This is a genomic window from Fibrobacter sp. (assembly GCA_012523595.1).
Lineage (GTDB): Bacteria > Fibrobacterota > Chitinivibrionia > Chitinivibrionales > Chitinispirillaceae > JAAYIG01.
In genome coordinates this window covers 13,839-29,791 of record JAAYIG010000168.1, presented here as the reverse complement: position 1 = coordinate 29,791, position 15,953 = coordinate 13,839, and the positions used below count along the sequence as shown (strand labels likewise).

General features: G+C 45.5%; 8 protein-coding genes. All 8 read right to left on the bottom strand.

Features of this window, described 5'->3' with window-relative positions; translation table 11 throughout:
• Window positions 1-842: 842 nt before the first annotated feature.
• Window positions 843-3,785, bottom strand: coding sequence for a hypothetical protein (locus GX089_11505; protein ID NLP03113.1), 2,943 nt, complete (start codon window positions 3,783-3,785; stop codon window positions 843-845).
• Window positions 3,786-4,157: 372 nt separating this feature from the next.
• The gene (locus GX089_11500; GenBank protein ID NLP03112.1) at window positions 4,158-4,637 is read right to left on the bottom strand and encodes a ferritin; all 480 of its coding nucleotides are present in this window, start codon (window positions 4,635-4,637) and stop codon (window positions 4,158-4,160) included.
• A 346-nt stretch (window positions 4,638-4,983) separates the two neighbouring features.
• Window positions 4,984-6,627 carry a DUF2341 domain-containing protein gene (locus GX089_11495; protein NLP03111.1) on the bottom strand — a complete coding sequence of 548 codons (1,644 nt, stop codon included), beginning with the start codon at window positions 6,625-6,627 and terminating at the stop codon, window positions 4,984-4,986.
• Complete coding sequence (locus tag GX089_11490; protein NLP03110.1) at window positions 6,624-7,469, bottom strand: TIGR02147 family protein; 846 nt, start codon at window positions 7,467-7,469, stop codon at window positions 6,624-6,626. Before GX089_11490 ends, GX089_11495 begins: the two co-directional genes overlap by 4 nt.
• A 222-nt stretch (window positions 7,470-7,691) precedes the next feature.
• Entirely contained in the window at window positions 7,692-9,449 is a 1,758-nt protein-coding gene (locus tag GX089_11485; protein NLP03109.1) for a carbohydrate-binding protein, read from the bottom strand.
• Window positions 9,450-9,787: 338 nt separating this feature from the next.
• Window positions 9,788-11,074 carry a glutamine-hydrolyzing GMP synthase gene (guaA, locus tag GX089_11480; GenBank protein ID NLP03108.1) on the bottom strand — a complete coding sequence of 429 codons (1,287 nt, stop codon included), beginning with the start codon at window positions 11,072-11,074 and terminating at the stop codon, window positions 9,788-9,790.
• 440 nt (window positions 11,075-11,514) lie between these two features.
• Window positions 11,515-12,960 (bottom strand): exo-alpha-sialidase, encoded by a 1,446-nt coding sequence (locus tag GX089_11475; protein ID NLP03107.1) that lies wholly within the window; start codon window positions 12,958-12,960, stop codon window positions 11,515-11,517.
• 145 nt (window positions 12,961-13,105) lie between these two features.
• Window positions 13,106-15,862, bottom strand: coding sequence for a hypothetical protein (locus tag GX089_11470; GenBank protein ID NLP03106.1), 2,757 nt, complete (start codon window positions 15,860-15,862; stop codon window positions 13,106-13,108).
• Between the last annotated feature and the right edge of the window lie 91 nt (window positions 15,863-15,953).

Sequence of the window (15,953 nt, the reverse complement as noted above, 5' to 3'; positions counted from 1 at the left end):
GTTTTTCTGTGGATGCTATTGTAATTCATTATCGGTAGCCATCGGACTGCTATAGGTGATTATCCTGAAAGGGGATAGTGTTTTTTGCTTTTTTGATTCCGGTTGAGGTTATTGAAAAAAGTAAAAAATTAGTCTGTCCCTGTTTTTACTTTTATAAGCGCTTAAATAGATTGGGGACGGACTATCTTTTTCCTTTTATCACCAAACATTCGTCATCTGTTTTTCTGTGATGCTATTGTAATTCATTATTGGTAGCCATCGGACTTGCTATAGGTGACTATCCTGAAAGGGGATAGTGTTTTTTGCTTTTTTGATTCCGGTTGAGGCTATTGAAAAAAGTAAAAAATTAGTCTGTCCCTGTTTTTACTTTTATAAACGCTTAAATAGATTGGGGACGGACTATCTTTTTCCTTTTATCGCCAGGTATCCCTCATCAGTTTTCGGTGGATGCTATCGGAGTTCATCATCGGTAGCCATCGGACTGCTACAGGTGACTATCCTGGAAGGAGATAGCGTTTTTTGCTTTTTTGATTCCGGTTGAGGCTAATGAAAAAAGTAAAAAAATAGTCTGTCCCTTTTTTTACTTTTATAAGCGCTTAAATAGATTGGGGACGGACTATCTTTTTCCTTTTATCGCCAAGTAAGCATCCCTCGTCAGTTTTCGGTGGATGCTATCGGAATTCATTATCGGTGCCATCGGTAGAACGATTGAGTGGGAATGAGATTACAATATAGAGCGTGAAAATTGAGCTGCAGTGAGCTGACACTTACCTGTCAACAGTTGAGTGTCAGCTCTGTAGCTCATCAATTTCACATTATGCAAACCAGTTATCAAGCATGCTTTATCTTTTCAAAACCATTCCTGCCGAGATGAGTTTTTCTTCTCTTATAATCCGGACTATGAGCAGTTGCGGAGCGATGCCGGCCAGATCAAGGACCGGTTTTCCTTGTGCTTTGCGGATACATTCGCCTGAGAGGGTGTAGAGCCTGATTTGATCCTGAGTCCGGATACCGGGAAAAACAAGAGTGTTATTGACAAGTCTGAAACTCGTGTTTGTAGTACCGTTGATACGGGAAACCGGTATTCCTACAGGAGGTTCAATTTTTACAGTGGCTATTCTGGGGGTGACTTTCTTGCCCGCCGTATTGAAGTTCCCGCCTACAAACAGTGTTGGGCCGTGCGGGAGAAGCATCCCGACTGATTTATCTGTTCCTGATCCTAACCTGCTCCATGTGCTCCCATCCCATCTGGCTATATTTTTAGTCGTAATACCTCCTGAAGATCCAAACTCTCCTCCCGCATAGAGATTTCCCCAGTCGTCAATTGCTATACAAAAAATTACACTACTGATGCCTCCTCCGAGTGCTGACCACTTCGTGCCATTCCACATGGCAATGTTTGATGTCGTTACACCTCCGGCAGATCCAAAATAACCTGCTGCATACAGGTTTCCATTTTTATCACATTGGAGGTCATTAATATATGATCCCCAGACTCCGCTTCCCAGTGAATCCCATCGGGTACCGTTCCATCTGGCGACATAATGAGCTGAATCGTCACCTGCAGTCTCGAAATAACCTCCCGCATACAGGTTCCCGTCTTTATCAAAAGTAATAGCTCTTACTGTGCTTCCGGTTCCTTTTCCAATTGAGTTCCATTTGCTTCCGTCCCATCTTGCGATATTGTGGATAGATACATCATCTATAGTGTCAAAATTTCCTGCCATGTAAAGATCTCCATCCCTGAGCAGAAGCTGATTTACATAATCACACCCCTTACAGCCCTCGCTGATCATCTTAGCCGCAAGTGCGTTCCATTTCTCTCCATCCCATCTGGCGACGTTGGCGGCCGGAACATCGCCTGCCCTCCTGAAGAAACCTCCGGCGTAGATATTTCCCGAGATATCAATTGCCATAGTGGATATATCACCATCGAATCCATTTCCCAGAGCACTCCAGGAGTTTCCGTCCCATTTTGCTACACGGTTTGCGTTAACACCTGCAATATGGGTGAATCCGCCGCAGATATAGAAATTTCCACTGGAGTCTAATGCCAATCCGTAGACTGAGCCGTTTATTCCTTTGCCCAATATGACACAGGAATCACCGGTCCATTTAGCCACGTTGGAAACCGGCGTTTCATCAAAAGTAAAGAAACGTCCTCCGGCATAAAGATTTCCGTTTGCATCGCAGGAAAGAGCGTAGATGGTTTTGTTTGCTCCTGTACCGACAGGTTCCCATGAGTCTCCGTTCCATTTTGCAATATTGCGGGCGCTTATTTCGCCTATTTCTGTAAAAGAACCGCCGACATAAATTGTCCCGTTTGCGTCACAGGCTATTGCGTATGGATAATACGGGTAGACCATTCCTGTTTCAAATGATAACCATTTTTTCCCATCCCACATCGCGATATTTTTTGCGGCTATGGTTCCTGCTGTGTCAAATCCTCCGGCTACATAAAGATTTCCGCTGATATCAATACAGAGAGAGTTTACACTTCCGGGCTTCACACCTGACCCCGGCAGTTTCCATTCTTCTCCATCCCAGCATGCGATACCTCCGTTGAAAGCTCCTCCAGCGTAAAGTGTTCCCGCCTTATCGAAGGAGAGTGCGTTAACCCGATTGGCTGTGGAACCAAGCCCTGATCCCAGGGAATCCCATGTACTTCCGGTCCACTTTGCAATGTTTTTTACAGGCCTGTTGGATCCGGCATAGCTGAAAGTTCCTCCGGCATATACGTTACCGGCACTGTCACAGGCCAGGGCTCTTATGGTACTTGAGTAACTGTTTGGTATGTAAAGCCCATTTCCCATCCTGCTCCATCCGGAACCGTTCCATTTCGCTATGTTATATACATTTTCAACATCTCCGGCCTTTGAGAATTCGCCTCCGGCATATACGTTGCCGGCACTGTCACAGGCGATCGCGTAAACTGTCTGGTTGACACCTGTTCCCAGTGCGTTCCAGTTTTCTCCATCCCACATGGCGATATTGTTAACAGGTGTTTTACCCGCAAAGCTGATTGTTCCTCCAACGTAAAGCTTACCTTTGCAGTAGCAGAGCGCGTAAACAAAACCGTCAACGCCCATGATTCCCTCACTGTTCATCACCGCCCAGTCTTCATCTGTGATCGTAGGATCGATTAAAACAGGGTACTTTGCGTTTCTGTCATCAACGGTGATTTGAATGGATTCTGCTCCCACCGCCTCCATCCGGGAGGGAAGCACTTTCCCATCAGCATCAACCGTTTCAAGTTTCCCATACAGAAAGGTCCTTCCTGAGGGAAGCGTTAAAGAGATGTCGGTCCTGCCTTCAGAGGCGGATGCACCATGGACGGCAAGTGACAGAATAAGCGGTCCCTGACCATGGGGCTTATTTACAATCACAAAATCCTGGCGGATACCGTCGGCGTTTGCAGAAAACTGCTCTATAAGCATACTTCTATGGAGTTTAACCAGTTCCATATCTTCTGAGGAAACAGTTCCAGCATCAAGGACCCGTGATAACCCGGATCTTCTGCCAAAAGAAACCGGGATGACAGAGAATTCACCTCCACCAGGTTCTGACAGGGAGCGAAGGATTACTCCTTCAGGCCTGACATAAGCGTCAAGTTTCTGCATGGAAGATGAGAGCTTTATTCCATCTGCAGTTATGACAGCACCCGGATTGTTGTAACCTGGGATCTGCTTATGATTAAAGAGCCCTTCCGAAAAATTGGCCGGTACCGATTGCATAATTGTGAAGATGATAATGACAGTTTGAAGCACATTGCGGGTTAAATTCATTTTTGCCCTCCATTGCAGATAAAGACGATTCTATGGGTAAAAAGCGCTCTCCAAAGATTGAGATAAAATAATTCTAACATACAAAACCGGAAATTTAAACTGCAGGATTTACGGATGTACGTTTTTTATCAACTGAAGTTGAACGGGACCAGAAAACGAACCGGGGATGGACTATCATTGACTTTTATCGCTGAACATTCCCCATCTGTTTTTCAAATGAATGCTGTTGGAAACCCGAATCAATAATATCTTGTAGAAATGGTCAATAAAGAAGACAAAAGGTGATAAAAAATTCATCTCCAACCCTTCAGGCTGGAGATGAACCTTTATCTCTAATAGTGGATTTTACGACGTTTGTACAGCTTAGACTGATTATCTGGCAGAAAGCTCTTTATCGAGAATGTACAGGCCATTCCATTGACCGGCAATTCTTTCCAGTCTCTCTGCAAGCACGCTGAAAGTGTCCTCTTCCTCGATTTGCTCATCCACAAACCAGGCAAGAAGATTAAGCACTCTCTGATCACCTTCCTCTCTTGCTTCTTTTACCAGGTTATGAATGCGTGATGTCACCACTTTCTCATGTGCAAGGGCCTTTTTAAATACCTCTTCAATAGATCCGAATTTCCCATCTCCGGGATTTAAAGAACGAAATTTCACACCATATCCTGTTTCCTGAAGGAATTTTTTGAATTTAGCGGCATGGGACATCTCTTCCTTCACCTGCTCATCCATAAAATGTGACATCCCTTTCATGTTCTGTGCATCCAAATACGCTGACATTGTCGCATAGATGTACGCAGATTCCAACTCGAAATTCATCTGTTCATTCAGATTATCGTATAATTTACTCATGACACATACCTCCGGGTTTAAAGTGTATTGTAACGATAAGTCCTTTATCAACACAACGACAGATAAATGAAATATACTTTGCTACTTCCCGAAAGGGTGGCGTTGGATTCAGAAACTGTTACTATCCTGTTTGAACCCTGAAAGGGTTAGCAACGGGCGAAGTCCTGTGGATTGGAATGCGGATGGACCCGGAACTGATGTCCGGAATAAATTGGATCCGGAATGCGAATCGGATCCAACATCAGGATTGTGTACTCTTTAATGCGGTACAAGTCCCATTCCTTCAGTTCTAAAATTGCTACGGAATGTTATCCTTATAACCGTTTTCATAAAGATACTGAGGATCTTACTTTCCAAACAACACCAGAAGGTCATCTTCCTTCTGATTCATATAGCTCAGCTTTATCCAACTGGTGTTTCTTGCTTTCGTACAGATTCGCACTTCGTCAATTTTTCCCTCGAAATACTGCCCGTCATCACCATCTGATTTAATCCTTCTTCCAATTTCTACATTAAACGATTCATCACGGGCAAGAGTGTCATGGTTATGGCTTATTGTACTGTCAACACAAACCCCATCCACGAAGAGGTATTGTTTATCATTGTTACGTACTCCGCAGAGGTAAACCCATTTCCTGTACGAATAAGAGGAATCAGTTTCTGTAAAGTCCCATCCTGCCGGGTCGCTCTGGTATTCGGCAAAATGCCATTTGAAGCCATGAATTTTCAGATAATACTGGACATCACTTTTGCTTAAAATTGTCCGGTTGGAATTGATACTGTCAGAATTTACCCAGGCGGAAACAGAGTAATGACCGTCCTCAGGAAAATTCAGTTTCCCTGATGCCGAGTTTTCAATAGTAATGTAGCTGTCATCGGTTGTACCAGTAAATAATCCGGCACTGCCTATCATCCCTTCAACGCTCCCTACATTGGAAACTCTGCCGTCAAAGCCATTTTGAGTAGCATCTTTTCCCTTCGCGTTTCCCTCTCCGGAAAGATGCCATACAGCTCCAAACCCATCCGCTGTATCAAACACAGACCCGCTCTGTACTGCATTTTCCGCTTGCTGGTTCCCCCACATCATCACAAATGATAATCTCGTGGTATTTGCATAAACCGTATCCACTCTAACCCAGATTTCAGCGGCTCCTGTGCTCGAGTCCCACCGCTCTATTTCAAAAAGCAGGGGAGTAGAATCGACATCCGGCTTTACAAACCGCACATCTTCACCATTTCCCTTTGCCTCACTGAAATTGAAATTTCCTCTGTTTAATCTGACAAGTACCGGGAAATTATATACGTTTTCATAGACTGCAGCTCCCGAAGATGTGGTGTTGAGATAAATCGGCATACTATAGAGCCATCCCTGGTATGCGGTCAGTGTGGTCTGGCCTGAAATCGCAGTCACATTCTTATGGACAATCGGACTTGCTTCCGGATCGGCACTGATAATATTAATTGTATAGATGCCCTCAGGAAGGTCGTTAAATGCGAAGAAACCGTCAATATCGACTTCCACAAGCCTCTCCAGCCCCACAACCTGTGCAAAGCGCCGTTCTGTAACCGCGTCGTAGTCGATTTTACCCTTGATAGTTGCAAAAGGCTGCATAGTATCAGGCTCAAGAGTGATAAGCCCGGTGTCATTTTTGGTAACTGCGAGATTAATCAATACTGCTTCGCTGGTTCTGTCTGTGACCTCTATGAAATATGAACCAGTATCAAGAGAATCCAGAACAAACGAACCGTTCTGGTCTGTAATGAGATTATCGTAGTTTACAACTGCCGTTTTTGAGAGGACTATATCTTTTGTATAGTCTGTGCGGCGGAGCCTGACCGTGGCTCCTGAGGCCGGTTCATTTTCAGATGTGTAGATCACTGCAGTATAGCGTGCATTTCCCTGTTCGCTTGTTCCTGCTATGTCAGGCCCGATGGAACAACTGAAAAGGGCTGTGATGATGAATATAAGAATCCTGGAAAACTTTCTCATTTTTCTGACCTCTGGGAATCATTGGGTTGACCAACAGGGAACAGTTCAACAACAAGAGAATAAAACCTGTCAGCCTTTTCACTTTCGCTGTCAATCAGGCCTATTATTCTTTTCCTGAAATCTGCGATTTCCCGTTTAAGATCGGGAAGTTTGCTGTGAGGTACAGCCATGATAACACTTGAGATATCACGTTCAGAGGGAGGAAACCGATCGATTGCCTCCATGCCAAGACGTGCGTACTCACGGTTCATTCCTCTCACAGCGATGGAACTCACCTCGGGGCCGGTTGTGATATCGGCATCTGTTTGAGTGTACTTCCCCTTGCTGTCTCTGCGCAGAAGTCCCAGCCGTAGAAGGAGGTTTATGCTCTCCCGTGCCTCAGAGATTTTGATCTGCGGGTTTACAGATTTGGCAAGTATTGAATAATCTTCCTTCCAGTCCAATACAACTGCGAGCTCTCTCACAACCGGATTATACCATTTTTCATAATATTCATAGTAGTGGACCGGAAGCAGTTTCTGTGGTTTGCGATAGTGTAAACCTCTCAGGATAGCCAGGTATTTTTTCTGGGTCTCCTCGTTTTTAGCCTGATTAAAGAGGACAAGGTTCTCAAAAAAACGTCCGTCCCGTTCCGAAAGCCCCAATCCCTTGATAAATGCCGCAGTTGTTGCAGGGGTGAGATTACGCTTTCCATTAACTACTTCCCGGTAAATCGATGGGGATTTGAGACCGGATTTGATGCAGAAGGAGCGGTAAGAGAATACCTTCGAGGTACTTCTCTTGAAATTATAGTAATCTGCGAGGAATTTCCGGTAATCGGTATAAAACTCCAGGGGCTGCATATACTATAGTATAAGAGTAAACGGGAAGGAATGGAAGATGGTTGTTAATTTTTACTGTTTTTCTGTACTATTTTGAGTACACGGTAAAGGCAAGTGGAACCACATTGCCACCGATTTTAACCAGAGGAGTAGTTTATTGTTGCTCTTATCCGGGGTCGGTATCGGTATCGAAATTAGGGCTTTTCAATACCGATTCCGATGCTCAGAGAGTCCCTGAAAATTCTACTTCTTGCTTTTTGTAATGGTCTTGCTTGCTTCCCCATTCTTTAGAATATATGTCCCATGGGGAACCTTGACATCTCTGATATGTTCAGTTTGCAGCAGTTTTCTCCCATTCAACTGATAAATTGCAGCCGGTTCTGATCCTCCTGTGAAAGGTAAAGACTGCCTTGTCCTGATTGATTTAGTCACGAGATCAAACTTGAACCAGTTAATATTGAACAGATATCCCTCACCACCTGTAAATAAAAGGTAAAGATTGTGTATACCAGTTATTTCGCTGATATTGCAGGTGATTGTTGTCCAGGCCTGCCAGTCATTGTTTGCTGCAATCTGGCATGTCCCGGCATGGGGACCATTGAGACTGTCAAGTCTCAATTCAATCGTTCCGCCCGGACCGCCGCTTGCGGCTCTTACCTGAAAGCTGTTGACACCAGTGCCGAAATCAATACTATACACAGTGTAATCCCCGTTTTCTATGTAGGCGACGTTTTCTCCACCCTCAATGCAGCTCTCAATCTGGATACCTGACTGGGAAAAATAGCTCTCAGCCTCTATCTGTGTAAAAGCTGAAACCGGCTCAGGTGGTTTTACAGTTACAGAATCGCTGACAAAAGTTGTCACACTCTGCGCATCGAGAACTGTAGTGAATGAATTGTCTGTAACCTCGATCACTCCCTCATTGGCTACATTTTTTGAATTTGATGTCGTGTATTTATACACCCTGGAAAGCTCGGCGTTCTTGAATGTAAATGTCTGACTTTTTTGCGATGTATTCTGGTTAACTGCGACAATCACGGTATTTTCACCTTTGAATGCAACCACAAATACCCCGTTCTGCGGCTGATATGTCGCATCTACACGATAATAACCCGGCCGCACGAAACGTGAAAACTGTGTCATTATCCATCCTTTTTTCTTGACCGATGCGTCATTTTCGATAAAATTGCAGTTGGGAGTGGCAAGGTACCAGTAAATGTAGGCATTCATACTGTTGTACATGCAATCAAGGATCTCTTTACCGAAGGTTATAAGGGTGTTCATATCATCCGGATCATAGAAATGCTCGGTCATCCATATCTTTTTCCCCTTGCTTATCGCATTGGTATAGGTTTTCATCTGTGCACCGTATAAATGAACACCTATATAATCGATATTCGCGGCAGCTACAGGGTCGTTGAGTGCTGGATCAGAGTAGGAGACATCAAAATTATACGTCTCCGGCATCAAAACCGGTTTCTTCAGTACAGAGGCATTGTTTTTGCAGAAGTTAAGAAGCTGAGTGGGTGTCCAGTCACAGGATTCATAATCGACCTTAATGTTAGGCTCGTTTTGTATGGAAATTACATCGACGACTCCTACGTAATCGATAAACTCATTCAGGTAATTGGCATATTCAGTATAGGATTCCGGCTTCAATTCTCCGCCAACCGTATTATTGTTTGTTTTCATCGAGGCCGGGGGAGTCCAGGGGGTAGCAAGAATCTTCGCGCCCTTTGCTTTGGCTTTCTGTGCATTCGATTTTTCACTGTCCCATGATTTGTTCGGATCAATGTGTATTCTCAGGATTGAGAGTCCCATCTGGTTATTGTCTGTCCCAAATGCCACATTAATCTGGGCATCAGTGAGCGGAGGATACCAGATAGTGCTAGCCGCTCCGAAACCGTCAATCTCCTGCTTGACACTGTTCAGGTCTATTGTTGCCTGCTGGGCGGTCAGGGAAAACACTGTCAGCAGTATCAGAACCAGTGAAGACTTCATGGTAAAAGAAATTGTCTGCATTATCTGTCCCCCCTTTTTTGTAGAATTCTTTTCAGGTGCTGTAAAAAATTATAGGATAATAAATCGGGAATTTAAACTAGTGGAGAATATAAAATATTGAAACATGGTTCAACATGCCGGCGGCATTAATGCCGTCTCTGGCCATACTAAGCCCGGTAAACCGGGCTTGCAAGGAAATGAAATCTCATTGTTTTCTATTTACCCGGATTTTATCGGGGTTACATGCATTGGAGTGCAGCCATTTTGTCGTATTTTCGTGATGTCGTGCCCTCGTTCTGTCGTACTGTCGTACATTCGTACACTCGTACTATATGGCCTTACTCCCACTCAATTGTTCCTGTGGGTTTTGGGGTTAAATCGTAAACTACGCGGTTAACACCAGGAACCTCATTAATTATCCTCGATGTGATTTTTTTAAGCAGGTTCCAATCCGGTGTCTCGATCTCCGCGGTCATTGCATCGATTGTATTGACAGCACGGATTATTACCGGGTATTCAAAGGATCTTGCATGATCCCGTACACCAACCGACTTGAAATCAGGAACAGCCGTAAAGTACTGCCACACCTGACCCTCCAGTCCCGCTTTCCGGAACTCCTCTCTCAGGATAGCATCTGATTCACGTACTGCCTCCAGACGTTCACGGGTGATCGCGCCAAGACATCTCACACCGAGACCCGGACCGGGGAAGGGTTGACGATACACCATCGAATCCGGCAATCCAAGAACTGTTCCGCATTTCCGGACCTCATCTTTGTAAAGGTATTTGACAGGCTCAACCAGTTCGAATTTCATATCATCAGGTAAACCACCTACATTGTGATGAGCCTTGATAGCCCTGGCGGTTTTGGTACCGCTCTCAACGATATCAGGGTAGATGGTTCCCTGTGCCAAAAAGCGGATGCCCTCAAGCTTTGCAGCCTCTTCTTCGAAAACACGGATAAATTCGTTGCCAATTATTTTGCGTTTTTTTTCAGGGTCACTGACCCCCTCAAGCTTACTCAGAAACCGGTCCACAGCATCCACATATACGAGATTCGCTCCCAGTTTCTCTCTGAAAACCCGCACTACCTCCTCGGATTCACCTTTGCGCAGCAGGCCATGATTAACATGGATGCAGATGAGATTGCTTCCGATTGCTTTGATCAGAAGAGCGGCAACTACGGAACTGTCAACCCCGCCGGACAGGGCAAGGAGTACCTTTTCATTTCCGATCTGATCCCTGAGCTCAGAGATTTTATTCTGTGTAAAAACATCCATGTTCCATTCAGCTTTACACTTACATTTATCGAAAACAAAATGACGGACAGTCTCTTCATCCATCGTGTCTCTGTTAATCTCCGGCATGTCATCACATCCTGTCGCCATGCACGGATAATCGCTCTGTAAAACATCCTTTCCGGGACAAACCTTGACACCGTCGACCATGCGGTTTTTCCCGCCTGCATAGATTATTCCCTTAAGGCCGGAATAAGCTTTGATCTGCTCAAGAGTTATATCATGAGGTACTATCTCGCTGTAAACTCCCATCGCACGTACCATCCGCGCGATCACAGAGTTATCGGTACCACCCAAATCGATGACTAAAATAGTGTCCTGTTTCAATGCAAGATCCTCCGGAAAAGAAAATGGGGAAAAGATTAAATATATAATATGTAGTTATAGTTCCTCTGAAATTATGGCCGGTCATGAGAGAGAGATTTGCCTTGTGATGGGAGCTGGAACGTCCTTAATTCACCTCAGGGGTGAATTATTGAACTTGCTGAGGCATCATTTAACAGGTTAAGTCACTATTTCACCCCAGAGATGAATCAATGACCCGGAAATAAAACAAACCATTGTTCTCCGCAAAACAACCTCAGTAAAAATGATACCGTTTGTTGATTATCACTCTGCGTATTCTCCCAGAGCACTTTGTGGAAACAAGCCCCATTTCAATTTTCCCCTGACATTCCTAATTCCGCAACTCTTCCAGCATGAATATGATTTCTAAATTCAACTGGGGTATGTGTACACTGAGCTCAGCCGAAGTGCACAGAAGTGGCTTACTGAGCGAAGCCGAATTGAGCTTTGTAAATCTTCCCATGATCAGCAGTGACCATGAAAATGAAAACTCCATGTCTGTTCTTCATCTCAACAACAGATTTTCCCTTAACCAATTCACTCCTGTTAATCAGCTTCCCGCTTACATCGTACACCATTATTTTACCTGGGCCTCCATATTCTCCGAGAGACACCTTTATTAAATTGCCGCCAAGAGGTGAAAATGAAAAATTTACCGGATCTGATTTTGATAAATGAGATCTGTCTATAATCGTTGCATTCTGATACAGGCTGGTGAGAGGTACCCTCGTAAACTCTACATCTTCCTTGTTTGTCGCATAAGAAACATATAGATAGTCATTCCATATCGTGGATTTGGGATAACTGTAGCCGGCACTTTTTGCCTTGCCTGCATAGCGCAAGCTCTGAAGGCCGCTTCCGCCTTCGCGAAGAACAAATGCCTTGTCGAACATCAGACCATCTTTACTTAATGAGATAACAAGAGGAACTCTGGTTTTGTTGTTAACTGGATTGCCCACTTGAAAAGCTGTCCCGTCAGGAAGATTTCCCGCACTCTGCTTGGACCGGGAATCAGGCATGTTTGTTAAAACAGGAACAGTCCAGTTTGCCCCGAAGTCATTACTCACAGATGCCAGACGGAAAAACGTGCTGCTCTGATCCCGGAAAACCATCACTACCGCATTGTCAGCCCGATAAAAAGAACTTGGTTCCATCTCACGGCTGTTATTACCGCTTGAGGGTAGTGTGGTGATATTCCCTTTTTTCCAGCCTCTTATTCCAGATGGATCATCTGTATAGACAGGGCGAACAAATAAGCCAGGTTGAAAGTGAGCCGCCCCGATAATGCGTCCTGACGGCAGCCTGTGGGGGTTCTGTTCAAATATTCCGTTAAGCCGGGTACCATCTGCCATGGGCAGGTGTTTTATTTCTGACCAGTTTATGCCATCGGTACTGGTTTTATACTGTGTATAGCCACCCCGAACCGTATAGTCATCCGGCCACATATTGATATAAGCAACCAGAGTGTCACCATTGACCCACCAGCCGCCCGAGCTGTGATAGCCGCTGTCACTCTCAGGAACAAGTGTCATGGGTGCCGACCACACTTTGCCGTCACTGCTGCGGCTGTAGGCTACCCAGGTCTCAGGTGCGTCTTCATCGGTCTGTGAACTCTGCCATTGACAATAAACATGATCCTTGAATCCGATCATAACTACGCCGTTGCTGAAATGATCGGTCTCATCCGATGGCCTGAAGACAGTCACAGTTTCGGTACCGGGAGCGGTTGTCAAACCAAGATCGTCGGGTCTGGACTGGTTGAACAAACCCTCTTTAACCATAAAGGGTGCATCGGCTGCGTTAACAGAAATGCCTGAAAAAAGGATACATATAATGGTAAAGAATATTATGTGGTCAGCCCGGTACATGGGAATCTCCCTTTTCCCCTTGGCAGGGGGATTTTTTTATCGTAATAATGACCTGAAATGGTGATTACAAATCTGCACGTTTTATTATTCACCAGGGTTCATCAAGATCATCATACTGACTAAAGGTGACATGAGTCCACCTGGTTTACTTTATAGCATTACCTGCTACCGGATTAAGGAACCTGCTTGAATGTACTCCCTCTCCTTTGAATATTGCGATGCGGATCTGTGATCCCAGATGAATCGAACGCCACTGGTTTTCCTTGACCTGAAGGGAGATAATCTCCCGCCCGGCAATATCACACAAAGAGAGAGTGCCTGAAACAGGGGAACGGAAATTTACCACCCCGGCTCTTATCCGCCACTCGGGGGAAACCTTTTTCAATGCCGATACCGGTTTTGTACCGGTTGCCCCTTCCACAAAAAGGCCGACAGTGCGTGTCATGGAGGAATTTTCCCTGTCAGTCACTGTAAATGTGAAGTAAGTGATTTCCCCGGCTTTTGTGGGGGTAATACTCAGTATCGAGTCTTTTACAGAAAGTGTGGCAGATGTTGAAGTTCCAGCTTTCCAGGTTGGCGATGTCAAAGTGTAGCCGCGTGTCAGCTCGGCCATGTTCAGCTTAACAGTCTCGCCAACACCTGCAGTCACATGAGGAGTAGCCATCCAGTTCAGGTAATCCTCAAGATTTGTGTACCCGTCTCCGTCAGGGTCTGCATTGCTTTCAGAAAAGTTACCCTGTCCGGAATTGGGATTTGTTCCAATAACAATCTCATACCAGTCAGGCATCCCATCTCCATCAGAATCAAATCCCGCCGGACGGCTTGTGGTGGGATAATTCTCGTACCCGCCGACATCACTTTCCCGGTCCGGAATTCCCGCTAATCCGGATTTACTTCCCTTATATGTGGTTGTTCCGTTGAGAGTCTCCCTGATTATACGCTTATCATGATCATCGAAAACAGGCATGTTCATGCCCACATCAGAAAGAACGCTCTTATAGGCATCTTTTGCGGGATGTATCGTGGCATGGGAAGGGAAAAAGGGTGAACTTACCCAAAGTGTCCAGTCAAGCTTCTGGCCGTTTGACAGAGTATATCTGCGACCGCATTCATTGCTGGTTCCATTACACGTAAAGCTTCCGTTTTTTGCCTGAAGGATATTGCCGGAGTAATAGTAACTCTGTGAACCCAGTCCCGCTCCCTCCAGATCAGCAGAGAGCATCTGGTGTAAACTCGTCGCAGCTCCTTCTTTATAATAATTGCCGACAAAATTAACCTCGTGAGCGCCTCCGTCGGTGGCACGGGTATGCCAGTTGTAAACGACGTTGTTGAAGATATCGAGACGGCCGGCATAGTACCCGTTGCCGTCAAGCCCGCCTCCCATGCTCCAGTTGCGTCCGGCACAGTGGGCAAGGAGGTTGTGATGAAAGCTGCCGATATCACCACCGATGGTCGCTGCGTATCCGTGACCGGTCCCCGCGGGATAATTTGCATGGTCAGCAATATTCAGCGCCTCAGAGATAAGTGTACGCTGCAGTGTGATGTTCTTGCCTCCACGAGAGCTGAACGCCTCATCAATTGTCCAGCTTATCGAACAGTGGTCAAGAATGCTGTAATTTGCGCCAGTCAGCCCCATGCCGTCATAGGTAGTGCCGTATCCAAGCCTCACCTTCATGTGCCGTACTATAAGATCGTCTCCTGTAAAGCCAACCGGAGCACTGCGAATGCAGATGCCTTTACCGGGCGCGGTCTGTCCCGCCACAGTTACACAGGGATCACCCAGAACCAGACGGGATTTGAGTGTTATCACTCCACCTACATCGAATACTATTGTCCTGGGACCTGTCTGGTTCTCTACTGCATCACGAAAGCTACCTGCTCCTGCATCATTGAGATTGGTCACATGTACTACTTTACCGCCCCGGCCTCCGCGGGCATAGCGTCCATAACCCTCGGCTCCAGGGAAAGCAAGATGACGCGGAGAAAATCTCCAGAGCTTGCCCCTGGTCACAAAATTGTTCTGATCTTTTTCATCGATTCTCCACCAGTAAACCTTCAGGTTGGTGAGACCGGTCGCTTTCCAGGTTGTAGCTGTCTGTGATCCCTTGTACTCCGGTGATGAGGTCGTAGCGTTTTCAACGGCAGCAGAGTCGGTGCCGAAGTAAACATCATGAGATTTTGCATTAGAAGCTGCTTTCCAGGACAAAGTAATAGTTCCATCATCGGCATCTGCATGGTAATCGCGATCCGCTGGTGACTCATTGGTTGCCTGCGCATTCGGATCGGGAAGATCAAGGGTCAAATTGTTGATAAAAACGTTGTTATAGGAACCGGTTTTTAACGAAGTATAGTCAATTGTGACAGTCTGCCCGGCATTGACATTGAATGTTATGAATGAAGATGCTGCTTCTGTAACCACAAGTTTTCTGTTGGTCTGAGGCTGACTGTTTTTAACAGCGGTTCCATTAACAGAAATAGAGATATTTCCATGCTGCTTTCCATCGATTGCGTTGTGATACGACTGCAGTGTGTGGGAACCTGCTGATAATCCGGAGATTGTAAGACGGATACCGGCTCCGGCATCTCCATCTACAACATACAGTGCATCACCGATCAGGCGCGCATAATTGGGAGCCTGAACCCCTGCTTTGTAATAGGCGGACTTGATTCCTGTACCAGCCCCGCCGTTCCTTGACAGGGTAAATGTAATCCCGTCAACTGTTTTTGATACGCTTCCGGAGGTCTCACCTACAGCCCAGGAGGTATACCCGGGCTCATTGCCTTCAGCAAAAGGACGGCCTGTCATGTCAAAATCCAGCAGAACAGGGGAGGTACCCATTGCAGTTGAGCAAAAAAGGAACAACCCTGCTGTAAAAATTATCTGCATCGTCCTCTCTTTCATGTTTTTATCCTCCTCACCCGTTCATATATAACGAAACTTTTGTTTCTACACTGTATGTATTATTATACGGGAAAAAACCTGGAAATGTAAT